Source organism: Thermotoga sp. 2812B (genome assembly GCF_000789335.1).
GTDB lineage: Bacteria > Thermotogota > Thermotogae > Thermotogales > Thermotogaceae > Thermotoga > Thermotoga maritima.
The window spans coordinates 1228979-1247182 of sequence record NZ_CP003408.1; the positions used below are offsets into that span (position 1 = coordinate 1228979).

The window sequence follows — 18204 nt, forward strand, 5'->3', positions numbered from 1 at the left end:
TGGTGATAGTGTGTTCAAAAAGGTTTCAAGGGACCCTGTGCATTCGGAAATATATCTCTATCCACTGGAAATACTAGCCACCGACACGAAAGTGGTTCAGAGGCTTCGCTTTCTTTCGCAGTTGGCAGGGGCGACCGTCGTGTATCCCGGCGCGACTCACACGCGCTTTGCGCACTCATTGGGAACCATGCACGTCGCCGGATTGTACGCGAGGAACCTTTTCAAAGAAAGCGATCGAATAAGGATAGTACGTCTTGCCGCTTTGCTGCACGATGTTGGACACGGTCCGTTCAGTCATCAGTTCGACGATGTGGTTTTCAAAAGATACGGTTACGAGGATGGTCACGACGAATTCAGAAACAGACTCATAACGGAAAAGCTTCCAGAAGAGATGATGAGGGTTTTCAACTCATACAACGAAAGATTGAAACGAGCAGTAATCGAAGATATAAGAGAATCGGTGGGAGAGGTTTCCCTGGAAGACGCCTTTCAGGAGATAGCAAAAAGGGTAGTTGAGGTATACAGAGGAGAGGAAACGGGGAGTGTGGATTTCAACATCATCCAGGGACCGCTGGGAGCCGACAGGCTCGATTTCCTGCTGAGGGACTCTTACTACAGCGGAGTGGGGCATTTTGCTCCGATGAACGTGGACAGGGTGCTGAGAAATTCTCTTGTCAAAAAGGTAGATGGAAAAGAGATACTCTGTTACCACGTGAAGGTGGTTGACAACATATATTCGATACTGTTCAGCCGATTCATGATGTACAAAAATGTGTATTTCCACAAAACGTCCCGTGCTGCCGATCTCATGATTCAGGAGATACTCTCGAGGGCCTGTGAGATTCTCGATTTGGAAGAGCGCTTGAAAGATCTCGACGAATTCCTCGAATTGACAGATTATTCCATTCTCAGAGAACTCGAACTGAAGGGGGACAGTGAAACGAAAAAACTCGTGGAGCGGTTCAAAAATCGCGATCTGTGGAAGATGGTGGTTGAGCGCCCCTTCTCCGCTGAAGGGTTTGATCCATCTGAACTCAGCCTGTCCGCAGCCAGAAACCTGATCGATAAGATCATCGAAAATATCGACCGTGTGCTGTCCAGCGGAAACGTAGAAGATCCCGACAGAAACATTCTCGAAGAAATTCGCGATAACAGAGAGAAATTCTTCAGGATCGACACACCGTACAAACTCACCATCTTTCATCCCGATGAGTTTCTCCAGAACAACGTTTTTCTCTACGATCCCAAACATGATGAGATTCTCACGGTGGACGAGTACGTGAAGAAATACCCCGCATACAGGTTGATGGTGAGCAACATGATTCAGATCGTGAGGGTGTACGTAACCGAAGATGTACGTGAGGTACTTTTCAAGTACGGAGTTATACCAGAAGATGGGAGAAGGGTGATTACGAGATGGTGAGAAAGGCACTCCTTTTTGTAATCGACGTGGCTCTGACGTACTTTGCGGGTGTGGTGGCGCTCTTTTCGAGGTTCGGTTTTGATTTTCAGGAAATGAGCCGTTATGACGAATCCGTGATCATATACACCGCTGTCTCGGCTGTTGTCTACATTCTGAACGGAATCTATTCCATCGTGTGGGAATACGCCAATGCCAGAGACTTTCTCATTCTCATAAGAGGAAGCGTTATCTCCTATCTTTCCAACCTTGCGTTTTTTTATGTTTACAGGGGAATAGTTCTTCCCAGATCCGTGGGGTTTGCCACCTTTCTTGGTTCGATGGTCCTTCTTGTGCTGAGCAGGATCACATGGCAGTGGCTGACTGTGAACAGGCTAAGAAAAACCTCAGGGGAGAAGAGAATACTGGTCATAGGGGCAGGAGATGCGGGAGTCTCTATCCTCGAGGAATTCGAGAAACACCCACACTTAGGAAAAATAGTGGCCTTCGTGGACGATTCTCCCAGAAAGATCGGTCGAAAGGTGAGGGGAGTTCCGGTTTTTGGACCAATAGAGAAAACAATGGAATTCGTGGAGAAAATGAACGTGGACGAAATCGTGATAGCTATACCTTCAGCTTCCAGAGCTGAGATGGAACGAATTCTCAAAAGCATCGATTTGAAAATGGTCAGAGTAAAGACCCTCCCCAGTGTGAGAGAGCTGATAGAAGGACGTGTCAGGATCTCCCATTTGAAGGAAATATCCATAGAAGACCTTCTGGGGCGCGAAGAGGTGAAGGTGGATTTTCATGAAATAGGAAAATTCTTGAAAGGGAAGAAAATTCTTGTGACCGGAGCAGGGGGCAGTATCGGTTCTGAGCTTTGCAAACAAATAGCCAGGATGAACCCAGCGGAGATCTTTCTTCTGGGCCACGGAGAAAACAGTATATATCTCATAAACGAGTTTCTCACCGAACACTTTCCGGAGGTGAAGAAAAAAAGGATCATAGCGGACGTTGCCGACAGAAAGATAATGGAACACTGGTTGACCCAGCTGAGGCCGGACGTGATCTTCCACGTGGCGGCGCACAAGCACGTTCCTTTGATGGAGGAAAATCCGCTTGAGGCTTTCAGAGTGAACGTTCTGGGAACGATGAATCTCGTGGAAATCTCCGAAAGGTTCGGTGTGAAGTATTTTGTTTTCATCTCGACAGACAAAGCGGTGAATCCCACTTCTGTGATGGGCCTCACCAAGAGGATAGCGGAACTCTACATCCTTTCGAGAGAAAAAAACAGCACGAATTTCTCGATCGTGAGGTTTGGAAACGTTCTTGGAAGCAGGGGAAGCGTAGTGGAAAAATTTCGCCGTCAGATAGAAAAGGGTGGTCCTGTAACGGTGACGGATCCACGAATGAAGCGCTACTTCATGTCCATACCTGAGGCCGTCTCCCTAATTCTCCAGTCCCTTCTCTTCTCTTCCGGAAAGGATCTCTTCATTCTCGACATGGGAGAGCAGATACCCATCTTGAAACTTGCGGAAACCATGATCACGCTTTCTGGATACACCCCTTACCAGGACATAAAGATAGTTTTCACCGGAATCAGGCCGGGGGAGAAGATGTACGAAGAGTTGCTCTACCCTTACGAAGTGAAAGAGTTGACTCCACACTCGAAAATCTTCAGAGTGAAGACATCCGTTCTTCCAGGGAAAGAGAGTGTAGAACAGGCAATCAACAGAATGAAAGAAGCCTTCGAAAACAGCGACGTAAAAGGACTTCTCACCGAAATGAAAAAATTAGTCCCGGAGGCACAAATAGATGTGGGAAGCGATAATTAGTTTCTTCCTGACTTCGGTATTGTCTGTTTTTGCGAAGAAGACGGGATTTCTCGATCATCCTGACTCCAGAAAATCCCACGGGAGAGCGGTTCCACCGGTCGGTGGTGTTTCCATATTCCTGACGCTTCTCATCTTCGAAAGAGACAATCCCTTTTTTCTCTTTTCGATTCCCCTGTTTTTTCTTGGGCTTCTGGATGATCTTTTTGACCTCTCCTACAGAATCAAACTCGCCGTGACCGCTCTGGTTGCTGTCTGGTTCTCCACCGCTGTGACCATCGAGGTCAGTATCTTTGGAGCGAGGATACATCCTGTCTTTTTCGTGATCTGGTTTGTCGGTATGGTTAACGCGTTCAACGTAGTCGATGGATTGGACGGCCTTTTGAGCGGAATATCTCTATTTTCTTCGCTCATGATTGGAGAAAGGTCTCTTGCGTTTTCGATAATCGGTTTTCTTCCATGGAACCTCCCAGACGCAAAGGTTTTTCTGGGAAACAGTGGTTCGTTTCTTCTTGGGGCTTACCTCTCCACGGCATCGGTGGTTTTCTTCGATGGAGATCTCGGATACGCCACACTTTTCCTTGGATTTCCGTTCTACGAGATCGTGTTCAGTTTTGTGAGAAGACTAGTTGCGAAGAAAAACCCGTTCTCTCCAGATGAGAAACACACTCACCACGTGTTTTCCAGAAAAATTGGAAAGTGGAAAACACTTCTGATCCTCGTTTCCTTTTCATTGATGTTCAATCTTCTTGGACTATCCCAAAAGCTCTACTTCATCTTCCTTTACGTTGTCCTCTATTGTGTCCTTCTCTTCACCTACTGCGTGCTTCAGCGCGGTGATGGCAACCTCAAGCTGTGAATCATCTGGTTTTGCCGTGGTCAGGTATTGAAGAAGGTACCCTGGAAGATAGAGAAGCTTCACCAGTCCCTTTCCATTGAAAAAGGCTATGACTTTCAGGAGTTCGTAAGAAATCCCCGCTGCGAAAGGAAGAAGGACGAGCCTTGAAACGATCCTCGTCCAGGTGTTCATCTCCACAACGACACCGACCAGACTGAGAAGAAGGATGGCCACTATTAGAAAGATCATCAAAAAGTTGGTCCCGCATCTTGGGTGTATCGTCGAATACTTTCTCACATTTTTCGGTGTGAGTTCCTCTCCATGTTCGTAAGCGTGAATCGTCATGTGTTCCGCACCGTGGTACTGAAACACGCGTTTCACATCCTTGAACAGGGAGATGATCCAGACGTATAGAAGGAAGAGTCCAACCCTTATGAAGCCTTCAACAAGCGAGTAGAGAAACTCTCCTTTCTTCGGCACCAGAAAGTTGGTCAGAAAAATGGGTACTATCACAAAAAGACCAACGGCAAGTCCAACGGCTGTGATGAGAGAAAAGAATTTCTCGCTTTCCTTCAGTTTTTCACCGGAGGAGATTTCGGAGGAAAGATTGAGGGCTTTTATTCCAAAGTAGAGAGAAACAAAAAGCGAATAAAAACCTCTCAAGAAAGGTATCTTCGCCCAACCTGGAAATCTTACTTTCCCGAGTACCCTGACTTCGATGTTCCCATCTGGCTTTCTGACGGCAAGGGAAACCTTTCTTGCGATCATAAGCACTCCTTCTATTACCGCCTGACCACCTGCTCTCACGTTCTATCCTCTCCTTTCACGATCTCCCAAATTCTATGATACAACAGGTGCTATAATTGTTACAGGTGGTGGGAGCATGATAGGTGAGCATCCTTACGTGAAATGGGCAATAAGGGTCATAGAGAATTACGTGAGATATGGAAAAGTGATTGAACCCGATGAAAGTGTTCCTGAAGAGCTCTTCAAAAGAAGAGCGGGAGCTTTTGTAACTCTTCACAAAACGGACGGTTCTCTGAGGGGCTGTATAGGAACTTATCTTCCCACAAAGCCGAATCTCGCTCTCGAGATAAGAGATAACGCCATCGCGGCTGCCACTCAGGACCCAAGGTTTCCTCCGGTCTCGCCCGATGAACTCGACGATATCATTGTGCACGTGGACATTCTCAGCCCTCCTGAACCGGTGAGGGATATCTCCGAGCTCGACCCGAAAAAATACGGTGTGATAGTGGTGAAGGGCTGGAGGAGAGGTCTCCTTCTTCCTGACATAGAAGGTGTGGATACGGTCGAAGAACAGCTTAGAATAGCGAAGCTGAAAGCCGGAATCCCCGAGTGGGACGACGATGTGGAGATTTACAGGTTCACAGTTGAACGCTACAAATGAGGAGGATGGGACATGGAGAGGATGGCTTTGCACTTTGAAATTCTTGAGAATGGAAAAGTTAAGTGCCTTCTGTGTCCGCATGAATGTGTACTCGATAACGGACAAATCGGGTTGTGCGGTGTGAGAAAGAACAAAAACGGCTCTCTGGTGAGTCTGAACTACGGTGAAGTAACAGCGATCGCCATGGATCCCATAGAAAAGAAACCGCTTTTCCACTTCAATCCTGGTGAGCAGATATTCTCCGTGGGAACTTTCGGCTGCAATTTCAAGTGCGGTTTCTGTCAGAATTGGGAGATTTCGCAAGCAAAGCCAGAAACCAAAAGAGTCACTCCAGAACAGCTTGTCAAGATAGCCCAGATGAACAGAAACTCAAAAGGAATCGCTTTCACATACAACGAGCCTCTTGTCTGGTACGAGTTCGTTCTCGACACGTCTCGTGTGGCTGTGAGAGAAGGTATGTACTGCGTTCTTGTGACCAACGGTTTTATAAACGAAGAACCTCTGGAACTCCTCTTTCAGTCCGTGCATGCGATGAACATAGATCTCAAGGGATTCAACAGAGATTTCTACAGGGAGATCGGGGGAGATTTGGACGTGGTCCTCAGAAACATAGAGAAGGTTTACAACGCTGGAATTCACGTTGAGCTCACCACGCTGATAATTCCGGGAAAGAACGACGACAAAGAAGACCTGAGGAGAGAATTCGAGTGGATCGCTGATCTGGACAAAGACATCCCTCTTCATATAAGCCGCTACTTTCCAAATTACAAGTACACCATACCTCCAACGCCGATAGAAGAGCTCATCGAGATATACGAGATGGCCAGAGAGTATCTGAATTTCGTCTACCTCGGTAACGTGTGGGACGAAAGATACGAGAGCACTTTCTGCCCGGATTGCGGAAATCTTGTGATCAGAAGACAGGGATATGAAGTGGAAAAAGTGGGTCTGGATGAGGAAGGGAAGTGCACAAAATGTGGCCGTCAGATAGCAACGATCATCGGGTAACCAGAAGAAACGTCATCATCTTTTCTTCACTTCTTCTAGGTTCTCTTGCGATTCTCTTGACTTTACTTCTCATCCGAACGAAAGATCAGTATTATGAGCTCAGAGATTTCGCTCTCGGAACGAGTGTGAGGATAGTCGTTTCCTCTCAGAAGATAAATCCCAGAACGATCGCAGAAGCCATTCTGGAAGACATGAAGAGGATTACCTACAAGTTTTCTTTCACAGATGAAAGAAGCGTTGTGAAAAAGATAAACGATCATCCCGACGAATGGGTCGAGGTGGACGAAGAGACTTACAGTTTGATCAAAGCGGCCTGCGCGTTCGCAGAGCTCACAGATGGAGCGTTCGATCCAGCAATAGGAAGGCTTCTCGAACTCTGGGGGTTTACCGGGAACTACGAAAATCTCAGGGTGCCTTCTCGGGAAGAGATCGAAGAGGTTCTGAAGCATACCGGGTATAAAAACGTTCTCTTCGACGATAAGAACATGAGAGTGATGGTTAAAAACGGTGTGAAGATTGATCTTGGTGGTATAGCGAAGGGATACGCCCTCGACAGGGCTAGACAGATAGCACTCTCTTTTGATGAGAACGCAACGGGGTTTGTCGAAGCGGGTGGGGATGTTCGTATCATCGGGCCAAAGTTCGGAAAGTATCCGTGGGTGATAGGAGTAAAGGATCCCAGGGGAGACGATGTGATAGATTACATCTATCTGAAATCTGGAGCGGTTGCGACTTCCGGTGATTACGAAAGATATTTCGTTGTGGACGGTGTCAGGTATCATCATATTCTCGATCCTTCAACGGGGTATCCTGCTCGTGGTGTGTGGAGCGTAACGATCATAGCCGAAGATGCCACCACAGCCGACGCACTCTCCACAGCGGGTTTTGTGATGGCCGGAAAAGACTGGAGAAAGGTGGTACTCGATTTTCCAAATATGGGAGCTCATCCGCTGATAGTTCTTGAAGGAGGAGCGATCGAAAGGTCTGAGACCTTCAAGCTGTTCGAAAGAGAGTGAAAAAGGTGAGGAGCTTCTTCAGAAAAAAAGATGTGGTGCTGATCATTTTGATCTTTGTTGTCCTTATCTTTTCAATACTCGCTTCGGAGAAAAAAGGAAGCAAAGTTGTAGTTCAAGGGAAAGATTTCAGAAAGATTCTGTCGAAACCAGGAACGTACGACATAACAGAGAGCGGAAAATTCCTCATGAAGGTGGAATTCGATGGGAACAGGGTCAGAGTCGTCGAGTCAACCTGTCCTTTGAAACTGTGCGTGAAAACGGGATGGGTTGGTCCAGGAGGGACCATCATCTGTGTGCCAAACGAGGTGATAATATTCTTCGAAGAAAAGACAGATTACGATACCGTGACCTGGTGAGGAGAATCACATTTCTTTCTGTTTTGACGGCTCTTTCTTCTACTTTTTATGTCCTGGAGAACTTGCTCCCTTTTCCGGTGCCATTTGGAAGATGGGGATTCTCCAACTCGGTAGTCCTTATGATAGCTTCGGAAATTGGTTTTGGCGATGCTCTGATCGTCGCATCTGCAAAGAGCATTTTGGGTGCTCTCTTTTCCGGCAGGTTTCTTTCTCCATCTTTTTTAACTGGATTCTTCGGTGCCGTTTCCGCTGCCTTGGTGGAATCACTTCTGGCCCGGTTCGATTTTGGTTACTTGAGCTTGAGTGCAATGGGATCTTTTGTGAACAACCTTGTTCAGCTCATCGTCATATCTTTTCTAGTTGAAAGCACGAAGACCTTCTTGCTCTTTCCTTTGATGGTGATACTCGGTCTTGTCTCGGGAACAGTCAACGCCTTCCTGGCAAGCAGAATGGGAGGGATAGTGTTTGAGAATTATTCTCGCTTCTTCTTCGCCCAGAAGAAGGCAGCTGATGAAGTTGCTGGGGATAGAGTTCGAAGTTGAAAAGCCTGATGTTGAAGAGGAGTTTCTTGAAAGTCCCGAAGAGACCGTTAGAGAACTCTCGTTGAGAAAAGCGGAGTGGGTGTTCAAAAAGAGGAAAGAAGAGGGAATACTCGTCATTGGATCCGATACGGTGGTGGTTTTGGATGGTAACATACTGGGAAAGCCGGAGTCTCTGGAAGAAGCGAAATACATGCTGAAGAATCTTTCTGGAAAATGGCACGTGGTTTACACAGGGGTGGCGTTCGTCTCCAGTGAAACGAAAGACGTGTTCGTTTCTTCAACGAAGGTCAGGTTCAGAGAACTCCCAGAGAGTGTGATTGATTACTACGTTGAGAAATACAGACCTCTCGACAAAGCGGGGGCTTATGGGATACAGGATTTCGCGGCCGTCTTCGTTGAAAAAATAGAAGGAGATTTCTTTACTGTGGTGGGATTTCCTCTTGGAATGGTCTGGCAGTACCTCTATGAAAAGGGATGGTGGAAGGTTGCTTCCAAGAGAGAGGATGATAAAGGCGGGGCCAGAGTCGCTTTCGGTTGAAGAACTCGTCGCCATAGTGTTGAGAACTGGAAAGAAGGGAAAACACGTTCTCGAACTTTCAAAGGATCTTCTTGAAAGGTTTGACGGCTCGTTGATAAAACTCTCGAACGCAGGTCTCGAAGAGATAGCTTCGGTCGAAGGGGTCGGTATGGTCAAGGCCATCACTCTGAAAGCCGCTCTGGAGCTTGGAAAAAGACTTCACAGAGAACTGGAAAGGATACCGGAGAAGCTGGACTCTTCCGTGAAAGTTTACAAATACTGCCAGGAGATGGTGTATCTTGAGAGGGAAATTGTGAAGGTGATCTGTCTCGATACGAAGCTCAACGTTATAGGAGAAAACACACTCACTGTTGGAACTTCTGACAGGAGTTTGATACATCCGCGGGACGTGTTCCGAACGGCTATCAGGGCTAATGCATCTGGAGTGATCGTCGTTCACAACCATCCTTCTGGTGATCCCACTCCCAGCAAAGAAGATCGTTTGATCACGGAAAGGTTGAAACGAGCGGGAGAGATCCTTGGGGTGAGTCTTGTGGATCACGTCATCGTATCGAGACGAGGATATTTCAGCTTCAGGGAGGAGGGAGAACTTTGATCAGCAGAGAAAGGGCAATGGAGCTGTTGAAAACCCACGTTAAAACGAAAAATCTTGTGAAGCACTGTCTTGCAGCGGAAGCTGTTATGAGAGCTCTCGCTAGGGAATTCAACGAGGACGAAGAAAAATGGGGTCTTGCCGGACTTCTTCACGATCTAGATTACGACTACACCAAAGATAAACCCGAGGAACATGGCTTGAAGACCCTGGAGATCCTGAAAGATGAGGACGTACCCGAAGACGTTCTCAACGCTATTCTGGCCCACTGCGAAAAGAAAACTCCAGAAACTTTGATGGAGAAGGCTTTGTATGCGGTGGATCCAACCACTGGTTTTATAGTAGCGGCCGCACTGATCAGACCAGAGAAGAAACTGGATGTTATCGATGTGGATTTTCTGCTGAGGAGATTCAAGGAAAAGGCCTTTGCGAAGGGAGCGAGTAGGGAACAGATGAGAACCTGTGAGAACTTCGGGCTCTCTCTTGAGAAATTCCTGGAAATTTCTCTTGAGGCGATGAAATCGATCGCTTCTGAAATCGGTCTGTGAGGTGATTTCTCATGATAGAGTACAGGATTGAGGAGGCAATAGCGAAGTACAGAGAGTCCTACGAGTTCAAGCCTTTCAGAGAAAGCGCGGGTATCGAAGATGTGAGAAGTGCTATAGAGCACACGAATCTGAAACCGTTTGCCACACCAGACGATATAAAAAAACTCTGTCTTGAAGCAAGGGAAAATCGTTTCTATGGAGTCTGTGTGAATCCGTGTTATGTGAAACTGGCTCGTGAAGAACTCGAAGGAACCGATGTGAAAGTCGTCACCGTTGTTGGTTTTCCACTGGGAGCGAACGAAACTCGGACGAAAGCCCATGAAGCGATCTTCGCTGTTGAGAATGGAGCCGATGAGATCGATATGGTCATCAACGTTGGCATGCTCAAGGCAAAGGAGTGGGAGTACGTTTACGAGGATATAAGAAGTGTTGTCGAATCGGTGAAAGGAAAAGTCGTGAAGGTGATCATCGAAACGTGCTATCTGGATACGGAAGAAAAGATAGCGGCGTGTGTCATTTCCAAACTCGCTGGAGCTCATTTCGTGAAGACTTCCACGGGATTTGGAACAGGAGGGGCGACCGCAGAAGACGTTCATCTCATGAAATGGATCGTGGGAGATGAGATGGGTGTAAAAGCTTCCGGAGGGATCAGAACCTTCGAGGACGCTGTTAAAATGATCATGCACGGTGCTGATAGAATAGGAACGAGTTCGGGAGTTAAGATCGTTCAGGAGGGAGAAGAGAGATATGGAGGTTGAACGCCTTTCGCTCAAAGAATTCTGTGATATGGTTGCGGAGAGAAAGCCAACTCCTGGTGGGGGAGCAGTTGGATCAGTCGTGGGAGCCATGGCGTGTGCCCTCGCTGAAATGGTTGCGAATTTCACCAGGAAGAAAAAGGGTTACGAAGATGTGGAACCGGAGATGGAGAGGATAGTTGAGGCAATGGAAGAAGCGAGACTGAAACTCTTCGATCTTTCAAAGAAAGACATGGAAGCCTTTGAAAAGGTCATGAAAGCTTACAAATCCTCTGAAGGAGAGCTTCAGGATGCTCTGAAGGAAGCCGCTTCTGTACCGATGGACGTGATAAGGGTGATGAAAGACCTCGCACACGAGCTCGAGAAGCTCGCCGAATTTGGAAACAAGAATCTGGCATCGGACACGTTGAACGCCGCAGATCTCTGCCGCGCGGTCTTTCAGGTTGAAAAGGTGAACGTTCTGATCAATTTGAAAGAGATTTCAGACGAGACTTTCAGGAAAAACATGCTGGAAGAGCTCGAAGAACAGGAAGCACAGATTGAAGGGTGCTATCAGAGGGTGAAGAAGATGCTGGAGGGAATCGTGTGGAGTTCGAAGTGAAAAAAACTTTCGGAAAAGCAAGACGGGGAACCATAAAGCTTCACCATGGAGCTGTTGAAACTCCTGTTTTCATGCCGGTTGGAACCAACGCGAACGTGAAGCTTCTCACTCCCAGAGATCTGGAAGAAGCGGGAGCGGAGATAATTCTTTCGAACACGTTTCACCTCATGTTGAAGCCCGGTGTGGAGATCATAAAGCTCCACAAGGGACTTCACAACTTCATGGGATGGAAAAAACCGATACTCACCGACAGTGGGGGGTTTCAAGTTTTCAGCCTCCCAAAAATTAAGATAGACGATGAAGGTGTGGTCTTCAGATCTCCTATTGACGGTTCGAAAGTTTTCCTGAATCCAGAGATATCCATGGAGGTTCAGATCGCTCTGGGATCGGATATCTGCATGGTTTTCGATCACTGTCCTGTACCCGATGCCGATTACGAAGAGGTGAAAGAGGCAACAGAGAGGACCTATCGGTGGGCTTTGAGATCTAAAAAGGTTTTCAAAACAGAGAATCAAGCACTCTTTGGAATCGTTCAGGGAGGGATCTACCCGGATCTGCGGAGAGAAAGCGCTCTTCAGATCACATCGATTGGATTCGATGGATACGCCGTAGGAGGATTGAGCGTAGGTGAAGAAAGATCCCTCACTCTTGAAATGACCGAAGTCACGGTGGAGTTTCTTCCAGAAGATAAGCCCCGTTATTTCATGGGAGGAGGGTCTCCAGAACTCATACTCGAACTCGTTGAACGAGGAGTGGATATGTTCGACAGCGTCTTCCCAACCAGGATAGCAAGACACGGAACTGCGCTCACCTGGAATGGGAAACTCAACCTCAAGGCCTCTTACAACAAGCGATCCCTCGAACCGGTGGACGAAAGGTGCGGGTGTTATACCTGCAAGAATTTCACACGGTCTTACATCCATCACCTCTTCGATCGCGGAGAGGTTCTTGGGCAGATACTCCTCACGATTCACAACATCAACTTCATGATCTCTCTAATGAAGGAAGTAAGGCGTTCTATAGAGAGTGGAACTTTCAAGGAACTGAAAAGCAGAGTAGTAGAAGTCTATTCTTCAGGGGGTGTGAATGTATGAAGAAGGTCTTTCTTTTGATTCTCGTGATTTCAACACTGGCGGTGGCTTCCCAGCTCGAGATTTTTTCCTATTCTGGTGAGTGGGCTTTCTTCGAAAATCCCGCGCGGCTTCTTTCCATGAACAAACAGGGAGTCATGGGTTCGTATCAGGTGTTTTCAAGCGGAAGCGAATCTCTGGGAACCTTCCTGGTTGGACTCTTCCAGACTCCCGCACCAAACATCGCTGGAGTGTTGTATTTGAAAAGAAGCACTCTAACGGAATCCAGCTACAGGACCACGATCGAATACGATGCGGCCTTTTCGCCAGAAGAGAGCTTGAATGTCGGAGCTGGTGTTTCTTTCACCATGGATCAGGAAGAAAGAAAAGAGATCGATCTCCACGGGGGTGTCTCTGGTTACCTGTTCAAAGATGTTGGTTTTGGTGTCAGCGTTCGGGATTTCACTCTCTGGAGTCAGAAAGGAAATTACATGGGAGGAACTTATCTTTTGAAGCTTTTCTACGATTCCTCCAGGAAAAACAGATTCTCCTACTCTCTGGTATTTGACCAGGAAGTGCTGGAAAACAGGATAGACTTCACGATCGGATCGGAACAAAAAGCGGGTCTGGGAGTTTCGGTGCTGAGCAACACCAAAACGAAAGAAAATGCCGTGAAAATCTCTCTTGGTTTCTACGCAACTGTGAACAACGTCTCTGTGGGCTTTGGCACGTTCATCATCAGTTCACCCGTGAGCAGCGATCCTTTCTCTGAGTACTACTACACTCAGGGAACAGGCATCAAATTCGCTGTGAGGTGGTGAGAGCATGCTCGCCAGACTGATCCTCACGGCGGTTACGGTTGTTGTTTCTTATCTGGTTTTCAAATGGCTGTTCAAGCTCATCGAAAAGAGTGTAGAAAAGCTCGGAAAAGAGCTTCAAATGAGAAACACCATCAGATTCTTCCTGGGATTGATTATCTCTGTGATCGCGGTGATGATAATTCTCGACATCTGGGATCTGAGTCTTGCACCACTTCTCGCTGGAGTGGGTATCGGAGGTCTTGTCATAGGTCTTGCTCTTCAGGAACCGCTGGCCAATTTCTTCTCCGGTCTGTTCCTTCTCGTGTCTCGAGCTGTCAAGGAAGGAGAGGCTCTGGAAGCTGGTGGAGTCTCTGGAACCGTCGAAGTGGTGAATTTGAATCATACCGTGATCAGGACCTGGGATGGTCGAAGGGTGATGATACCAAACAAGGCTGTCTGGAACGACAAGATAATACACTTCTGGCCTTCAAACGTTAGAAGACAGGAAATAGTGGTGGGAGTTCCTTACTCGGCTGATTTGAGGAAAGTGGTGGAGATCTTCCAGAAAGCGCTGGAAGACGAAGAAACCGTTGAAAAAGATCCGGCACCAGCTATTGTTTTCTCCGCGTTCAACAGTTCCTCCATAGACTTCATTATCAGATTCTGGGTCAACCGTGATAACTTCTTCGAAGGTGTGAAGAGATTGGCTTTCAGAATAAAGGATTATCTAGAAAAAGAGGGTATCTACATACCTTTCCCACAACTCGACGTGCATTTTGACGAAGAATTCATAAGGATGTGGAAGCATGAAGGCTCTGAAAATAAGAGTTGAGGGGATCGTTCAAGGAGTGGGCTTTCGATATTTCACAAGGAGAGTTGCGAAATCTCTTGGTGTGAAGGGTTACGTGATGAACATGGATGATGGGTCTGTTTTTATACACGCCGAAGGTGATGAAAATGCCCTTCGGCGTTTTTTGAGTGAGGTCGCGAAAGGCCCACCTGCGGCGGTTGTGACGAACGTGAGTGTGGAAGAAACTACGCCTGAAGGATACGAGGACTTCACGATCAGGTATTATTAAAAACATGTGTAGTTTAGTAGGTGGATTAAGTTAAACCACCTATTCATTGAAAATAAATTGTAACATTAAGTGCGCTACTCCTTAGATGATTGGAAACCTGGTATTAATGAGAAGCGTCTAATATGAGAGAAGGTCCTTCGGAGGTGTTTCGATGTTCGAGAATCTTCAGGAGAAGCTGTCCAGAGTTTTCAAGAATCTGTCTGGACGCGGAAAGATCACAGAAAAGAATGTAAAAGACGCTATCAGGGAAGTGAAGCTTTCCCTGCTCGAAGCTGATGTCAACTACAAAGTTGTGAAAGAATTCGTGGACCACGTCCTCCAGAAAGCTCTCGGAGATGAAGTTCTCAGGAGTCTCACACCGGACCAGCAGTTCATAAAGATAGTGAGAGACGAGCTGGTAAGAATCATGGGAGAAAAGAACGAACCATTGAGACTCGTCCACAGGCCAGCTCCCATAATGATGGTGGGACTTCAGGGAAGCGGAAAGACCACAACGTGTGCAAAACTCGCAAAGCTCCTCAAAAAAGAGGGAAGGAATCCTTTGCTTGTCGCAGCGGATCTGTACCGTCCCGCAGCCGTTGATCAGCTTGTGAAGCTTGGAAATCAGATTGGTGTAAACGTTGTTCACGATTACAACAAAACACCCGTTGAGATAGTGAAAGAAGCTGTAGACGTTGCTGAGAGTACAGGAAAAGATGTTTTGATAGTGGATACCGCTGGCCGGCTTCACATAGACGAAGAGATGATGATAGAGCTGGAAGAGATAAAGAAAATCCTGAACCCAGATGAGATCCTGCTCGTCGTTGACGCGATGATGGGGCAGGACGCGGTCAATACCGCCAAGGTGTTTGATGAAAGGCTCGATTTAACAGGATTCGTTGTAACGAAGATGGACGGAGATGCAAGAGGCGGAGTCATTCTCTCCATAAAGTACGTGACTGGGAAACCCGTTAAATTCATTGGAACGAGTGAAAAACTCGATGGTCTGGAGCCGTTCCATCCAGACAGAATCGCAAACCGAATCCTGGGAATGGGGGACGTTCTTTCACTGATCGAAAAAGTGGAAAAGGAACTCGATCAGGAAAAGATGAAGAAGAGCGCAGAAAAGTTCCTGAAGGCAGAATTCACCCTGGAAGATTTCAAAGAACAGCTTCAGGAGATGAAAAAACTCGGACCTCTTTCTTCCATTCTTGAGATGCTTCCAGGTGCACCGAAGGTCGATGTGGAAATGAGTGAAAAGGAGCTGAAAAAGATCGAGGCCATCATAAATTCGATGACCGTAGAAGAGAGAAGAAATCCCGGTATAATAAACGCCAGTAGAAAAAGGAGAATCGCACGTGGAAGTGGAACTACCGTCCAGGATGTGAACAAACTTCTCAAAAGCTATGAACAGATGAAAACTCTCATGAAGAGGATGAAAAAAGGTAGATTCAAAATACCATTTGGATTCTGAGGAGGTGTGTTCGGTGGTAAGGATCAGACTCACAAGGATGGGAAAGAGACACCAGCCTTTCTACAGAATAGTCGTTGTTGACAGCAGGAAGAGGAGAGATGGTGCTTACATCGAGTCTCTTGGATACTACAACCCTCTGAAAGAAGGGGAAATAAAGATCGATGTGGAAAGAGCCGTGGAATGGATTCTGAAAGGAGCCCAGCCGAGCGACACTGTGAGGGATATCTTCAGAAAATTCGGGGTTATGAAGAGGGTCCACGAGATAAAGTACGGAAAGAAAGAGGAGGCCACGGCTGAATGAAGGAGCTCCTCGAGAAGATTCTTCGGGGAATAGTGAAGCATCCCGAAGAGGTTGTGGTCATGGAGTTCGACGAAGAAGGAAAGAAAGTATACGAAATCGTTGTGAACGAAGAAGATGTTGGACAGGTCATAGGAAAAGATGGAAGAACGATAAAATCTTTGAAGATACTTTTGAGTGCGCTCATGGGAGATTCTAAGGAGATCACCATCAAGGTGGTCCGGTGAGAGTATGATAAGAACCATTCAAGACCTGTTGAATGAAAGAGTGGCGATTGGAAAGATAGTCAACACACACGGTCTCAAAGGAGAGGTCAAGTTCTTCCCTTACACGAACTCTGAGGAAATCGTGAAGAACCTCTCCAGTGTGGTTCTTTACAACAGCGAGAAGAAGGCGTTTTACAACCTCACCGTTGAGTCTGTGAGGAGGATGAACAAGCTCTTTCTCATCAGGTTCAAATCGATAGACACGATAGAAGCCGCAGAAAAGATCAAAGGCTGTGAAGTCTTCATAAAATACGAGGAACTTCCAAAGCTCAACGAAGACGAATACTACTTTTACGAAATACTGGACTGCGATGTTTTCTACGAGTCGGGCGAAAACGTTGGAAAAGTAGTTGACATAATAGAAACCGGTTCGAACGACGTACTCGTAGTGAGAAAAAAGAAGAAGGAAACCCTGATCCCCATGACAAAGGACTGTATAGTTGAAATCGACAAAGGTGCGAAAAAGATCATAGCAAAGGAAATGGAGTGGATTTGATGAGAATCACGATAGTGACTATATTCCCTGAAATGGTCGAAGTTATAAAGAAGTACGGCGTCATAGCCCGGGCGGTAGAAAGAGGTATCGTGGAGATAAACGTGGAGAATTTGAGGGATTACACCACCGACAGGCACAGAACGGTTGACGATTATCAATACGGCGGCGGATACGGCATGGTGATGAAACCTGAACCTTTCTTCAGATTCTACGAAAGTTACGTAGGAAAATATGGAAAACCTTACGTTATTCTCACAAGTCCGCAGGGGAGAATTTTCAACTACAAGATAGCAGAAGAACTTTCAAAGAAGGACGACATCGTTATATTCTGTGGAAGGTACGAAGGAATAGATGAAAGAGTGATGAGCATCGTTGACGATGAAATATCCATAGGAGACTACATACTCACAGGTGGAGAGCTACCCGCAATGGTCATAACTGACGCTGTTGTGAGGCTTGTACCGGGTGTTGTCGAGAGAGAATCTGTAGAAAGAGAATCGTTTCATCAGGGACTGCTTGATCATCCCGTTTACACAAGGCCGTATGAGTACAAGGGCATGAAAGTTCCAGATGTTCTCCTCTCTGGAGACCACGAAAAGGTGGAGCTCTGGAGAAGAAAGGAGAGCATAAAGAAAACACTGGCAAAGAGGCCAGATCTTTTCCTGACAAAGGAACTGGACGAAATGGACAAATTGGCTATAATAGAGTTGTTCAGGGAGTTGATGGAGAAATGTTAGAGAAGGTGTACGTGACCCTGATTCACTACCCAATAAGAGGAAAAGACGGCAGCATCATATCAACGGCCGTGACAAACCTCGATGTCCACGATATAGCAAGGACCGCGAGAACGTACAACCTCAAGGGATACTACATCGTGACCAACCTCAGAGCACAGCAGGATATGGTAAGCAAGATGTTAAAATTCTGGAGAGAAGGCTTTGGAAGTCGGTACAATCCTTCCAGAGCGGAATCTCTCAAGCTCGTGAAGCTCAAATCCTATCTGGAGGATGTGCTGGAAGACATAGAAAGTGTCGAAGGAGAAAGACCTTTGATCTTCTTCACCTCTGCGAAAAAACGCGAAAATGACATTTCTTTCGAAGAGGGAAGAAGAATAATCATGGAAACCGAGAAACCTGTTCTCATACTTCTCGGTACAGGCTGGGGTCTTCCCGATGAAATTCTCGAGATATCCGATTACGTACTGGAGCCCATAAGGGCGCAGTCTGATTTCAACCATCTTTCCGTGAGAGCGGCTGCTGCCATCATCATCGATCGGCTGATAGGAGAAAATTACGCGAGGAGGGATTGA

The 18204-nt window shown here is 46.7% G+C and carries 24 protein-coding genes; 23 read left to right on the top strand and 1 reads right to left on the bottom strand.

The window, feature by feature from the left end; genetic code table 11:
• Positions 1 to 10: 10 nt before the first annotated feature.
• From T2812B_RS06195 to T2812B_RS06205, 3 genes are read left to right on the top strand one after another with little or no spacing between them, the layout of a single operon-like run.
• On the top strand, positions 11 to 1423 hold the full coding sequence (locus T2812B_RS06195) for an HD domain-containing protein (RefSeq protein WP_008194761.1): 1413 nt from the start codon (positions 11 to 13) through the stop codon (positions 1421 to 1423).
• Complete coding sequence (locus T2812B_RS06200; protein WP_008194763.1) at positions 1417 to 3234, top strand: nucleoside-diphosphate sugar epimerase/dehydratase; 1818 nt, start codon at positions 1417 to 1419, stop codon at positions 3232 to 3234. Before T2812B_RS06195 ends, T2812B_RS06200 begins: the two co-directional genes overlap by 7 nt.
• A complete protein-coding gene (locus tag T2812B_RS06205; protein ID WP_008194766.1) occupies positions 3215 to 4090 on the top strand; it encodes a glycosyltransferase family 4 protein in 876 nt (291 codons plus the stop codon). The genes T2812B_RS06200 and T2812B_RS06205 overlap by 20 nt, the downstream gene beginning before the upstream one ends.
• Here T2812B_RS06205 and T2812B_RS06210 read toward each other — a convergent pair.
• Positions 3986 to 4876: a DUF1385 domain-containing protein gene (locus tag T2812B_RS06210; protein WP_008194769.1), complete on the bottom strand. Its 891-nt coding sequence runs from the start codon at positions 4874 to 4876 to the stop codon at positions 3986 to 3988. The genes T2812B_RS06205 and T2812B_RS06210 overlap by 105 nt on opposite strands.
• A 76-nt stretch (positions 4877 to 4952) precedes the next feature.
• Between T2812B_RS06210 and amrA the strand changes: the two genes are divergently transcribed.
• The 20 genes from amrA to T2812B_RS06310 all read left to right on the top strand — a co-directional run bounded on the left by amrA (position 4953) and on the right by T2812B_RS06310 (position 18204).
• Positions 4953 to 5477 carry an AmmeMemoRadiSam system protein A gene (amrA, locus tag T2812B_RS06215; RefSeq protein ID WP_008194772.1) on the top strand — a complete coding sequence of 175 codons (525 nt, stop codon included), beginning with the start codon at positions 4953 to 4955 and terminating at the stop codon, positions 5475 to 5477.
• A 12-nt stretch (positions 5478 to 5489) separates the two neighbouring features.
• Positions 5490 to 6485 (top strand): AmmeMemoRadiSam system radical SAM enzyme, encoded by a 996-nt coding sequence (amrS, locus tag T2812B_RS06220; RefSeq protein ID WP_004081949.1) that lies wholly within the window; start codon positions 5490 to 5492, stop codon positions 6483 to 6485.
• The gene (locus T2812B_RS06225; RefSeq protein WP_038050987.1) at positions 6452 to 7501 is read left to right on the top strand and encodes an FAD:protein FMN transferase; all 1050 of its coding nucleotides are present in this window, start codon (positions 6452 to 6454) and stop codon (positions 7499 to 7501) included. Before amrS ends, T2812B_RS06225 begins: the two co-directional genes overlap by 34 nt.
• Before the next feature lie 5 nt (positions 7502 to 7506).
• Complete coding sequence (locus T2812B_RS06230) at positions 7507 to 7857, top strand: NusG domain II-containing protein (protein ID WP_008194777.1); 351 nt, start codon at positions 7507 to 7509, stop codon at positions 7855 to 7857.
• Positions 7854 to 8399, top strand: a complete 546-nt coding sequence (locus T2812B_RS06235) for a Gx transporter family protein (protein ID WP_038050993.1) — start codon at positions 7854 to 7856, stop codon at positions 8397 to 8399. Before T2812B_RS06230 ends, T2812B_RS06235 begins: the two co-directional genes overlap by 4 nt.
• Positions 8323 to 8937: a Maf family nucleotide pyrophosphatase gene (locus T2812B_RS06240; RefSeq protein WP_038050996.1), complete on the top strand. Its 615-nt coding sequence runs from the start codon at positions 8323 to 8325 to the stop codon at positions 8935 to 8937. The genes T2812B_RS06235 and T2812B_RS06240 overlap by 77 nt, the downstream gene beginning before the upstream one ends.
• Entirely contained in the window at positions 8864 to 9532 is a 669-nt protein-coding gene (radC, locus tag T2812B_RS06245; RefSeq protein ID WP_038050999.1) for a DNA repair protein RadC, read from the top strand. The genes T2812B_RS06240 and radC overlap by 74 nt, the downstream gene beginning before the upstream one ends.
• Positions 9529 to 10077, top strand: coding sequence for an HD domain-containing protein (locus tag T2812B_RS06250; protein WP_008194785.1), 549 nt, complete (start codon positions 9529 to 9531; stop codon positions 10075 to 10077). Before radC ends, T2812B_RS06250 begins: the two co-directional genes overlap by 4 nt.
• An 11-nt stretch (positions 10078 to 10088) precedes the next feature.
• Complete coding sequence (gene deoC / locus T2812B_RS06255; protein WP_008194788.1) at positions 10089 to 10835, top strand: deoxyribose-phosphate aldolase; 747 nt, start codon at positions 10089 to 10091, stop codon at positions 10833 to 10835.
• Complete coding sequence (locus tag T2812B_RS06260) at positions 10825 to 11433, top strand: cyclodeaminase/cyclohydrolase family protein (protein ID WP_008194790.1); 609 nt, start codon at positions 10825 to 10827, stop codon at positions 11431 to 11433. The genes deoC and T2812B_RS06260 overlap by 11 nt, the downstream gene beginning before the upstream one ends.
• Entirely contained in the window at positions 11418 to 12527 is a 1110-nt protein-coding gene (tgt, locus tag T2812B_RS06265) for a tRNA guanosine(34) transglycosylase Tgt (RefSeq protein ID WP_008194792.1), read from the top strand. The genes T2812B_RS06260 and tgt overlap by 16 nt, the downstream gene beginning before the upstream one ends.
• Positions 12524 to 13324 carry a hypothetical protein gene (locus tag T2812B_RS06270; RefSeq protein ID WP_008194794.1) on the top strand — a complete coding sequence of 267 codons (801 nt, stop codon included), beginning with the start codon at positions 12524 to 12526 and terminating at the stop codon, positions 13322 to 13324. Before tgt ends, T2812B_RS06270 begins: the two co-directional genes overlap by 4 nt.
• Positions 13325 to 13328: 4 nt before the next feature.
• The gene (locus tag T2812B_RS06275) at positions 13329 to 14135 is read left to right on the top strand and encodes a mechanosensitive ion channel family protein (RefSeq protein ID WP_008194796.1); all 807 of its coding nucleotides are present in this window, start codon (positions 13329 to 13331) and stop codon (positions 14133 to 14135) included.
• A complete protein-coding gene (locus T2812B_RS06280) occupies positions 14110 to 14382 on the top strand; it encodes an acylphosphatase (protein WP_008194799.1) in 273 nt (90 codons plus the stop codon). Before T2812B_RS06275 ends, T2812B_RS06280 begins: the two co-directional genes overlap by 26 nt.
• 151 nt (positions 14383 to 14533) lie before the next feature.
• The gene (gene ffh, locus T2812B_RS06285; protein WP_008194800.1) at positions 14534 to 15835 is read left to right on the top strand and encodes a signal recognition particle protein; all 1302 of its coding nucleotides are present in this window, start codon (positions 14534 to 14536) and stop codon (positions 15833 to 15835) included.
• Positions 15836 to 15848: 13 nt separating this feature from the next.
• Positions 15849 to 16136 carry a 30S ribosomal protein S16 gene (gene rpsP, locus T2812B_RS06290; protein ID WP_004081979.1) on the top strand — a complete coding sequence of 96 codons (288 nt, stop codon included), beginning with the start codon at positions 15849 to 15851 and terminating at the stop codon, positions 16134 to 16136.
• Positions 16133 to 16360, top strand: a complete 228-nt coding sequence (locus T2812B_RS06295) for a KH domain-containing protein (RefSeq protein ID WP_004081981.1) — start codon at positions 16133 to 16135, stop codon at positions 16358 to 16360. The genes rpsP and T2812B_RS06295 overlap by 4 nt, the downstream gene beginning before the upstream one ends.
• A gap of 4 nt (positions 16361 to 16364) precedes the next feature.
• Positions 16365 to 16895 (top strand): ribosome maturation factor RimM, encoded by a 531-nt coding sequence (gene rimM, locus T2812B_RS06300; protein ID WP_008194804.1) that lies wholly within the window; start codon positions 16365 to 16367, stop codon positions 16893 to 16895.
• Entirely contained in the window at positions 16895 to 17632 is a 738-nt protein-coding gene (trmD, locus tag T2812B_RS06305) for a tRNA (guanosine(37)-N1)-methyltransferase TrmD (RefSeq protein WP_008194806.1), read from the top strand. Before rimM ends, trmD begins: the two co-directional genes overlap by 1 nt.
• A complete protein-coding gene (locus T2812B_RS06310; protein WP_008194808.1) occupies positions 17626 to 18204 on the top strand; it encodes an RNA methyltransferase in 579 nt (192 codons plus the stop codon). Before trmD ends, T2812B_RS06310 begins: the two co-directional genes overlap by 7 nt.

Coding starts and splice junctions, on each gene's coding strand:
- T2812B_RS06200 (WP_008194763.1), top strand. CDS start 1,417: ATGGTGAGAAAGGCACTCCTTTTTGTAATCGACGTGGCTCTGACGTAC.
- T2812B_RS06205 (WP_008194766.1), top strand. CDS start 3,215: ATGTGGGAAGCGATAATTAGTTTCTTCCTGACTTCGGTATTGTCTGTT.
- amrA (WP_008194772.1), top strand. CDS start 4,953: ATGATAGGTGAGCATCCTTACGTGAAATGGGCAATAAGGGTCATAGAG.
- amrS (WP_004081949.1), top strand. CDS start 5,490: ATGGAGAGGATGGCTTTGCACTTTGAAATTCTTGAGAATGGAAAAGTT.
- T2812B_RS06225 (WP_038050987.1), top strand. CDS start 6,452: ATGTGGCCGTCAGATAGCAACGATCATCGGGTAACCAGAAGAAACGTC.
- radC (WP_038050999.1), top strand. CDS start 8,864: ATGAAAAGGGATGGTGGAAGGTTGCTTCCAAGAGAGAGGATGATAAAG.
- deoC (WP_008194788.1), top strand. CDS start 10,089: ATGATAGAGTACAGGATTGAGGAGGCAATAGCGAAGTACAGAGAGTCC.
- T2812B_RS06260 (WP_008194790.1), top strand. CDS start 10,825: ATGGAGGTTGAACGCCTTTCGCTCAAAGAATTCTGTGATATGGTTGCG.
- T2812B_RS06270 (WP_008194794.1), top strand. CDS start 12,524: ATGAAGAAGGTCTTTCTTTTGATTCTCGTGATTTCAACACTGGCGGTG.
- T2812B_RS06275 (WP_008194796.1), top strand. CDS start 13,329: ATGCTCGCCAGACTGATCCTCACGGCGGTTACGGTTGTTGTTTCTTAT.
- T2812B_RS06280 (WP_008194799.1), top strand. CDS start 14,110: ATGAAGGCTCTGAAAATAAGAGTTGAGGGGATCGTTCAAGGAGTGGGC.
- ffh (WP_008194800.1), top strand. CDS start 14,534: ATGTTCGAGAATCTTCAGGAGAAGCTGTCCAGAGTTTTCAAGAATCTG.
- T2812B_RS06295 (WP_004081981.1), top strand. CDS start 16,133: ATGAAGGAGCTCCTCGAGAAGATTCTTCGGGGAATAGTGAAGCATCCC.
- rimM (WP_008194804.1), top strand. CDS start 16,365: ATGATAAGAACCATTCAAGACCTGTTGAATGAAAGAGTGGCGATTGGA.
- trmD (WP_008194806.1), top strand. CDS start 16,895: ATGAGAATCACGATAGTGACTATATTCCCTGAAATGGTCGAAGTTATA.
- T2812B_RS06310 (WP_008194808.1), top strand. CDS start 17,626: ATGTTAGAGAAGGTGTACGTGACCCTGATTCACTACCCAATAAGAGGA.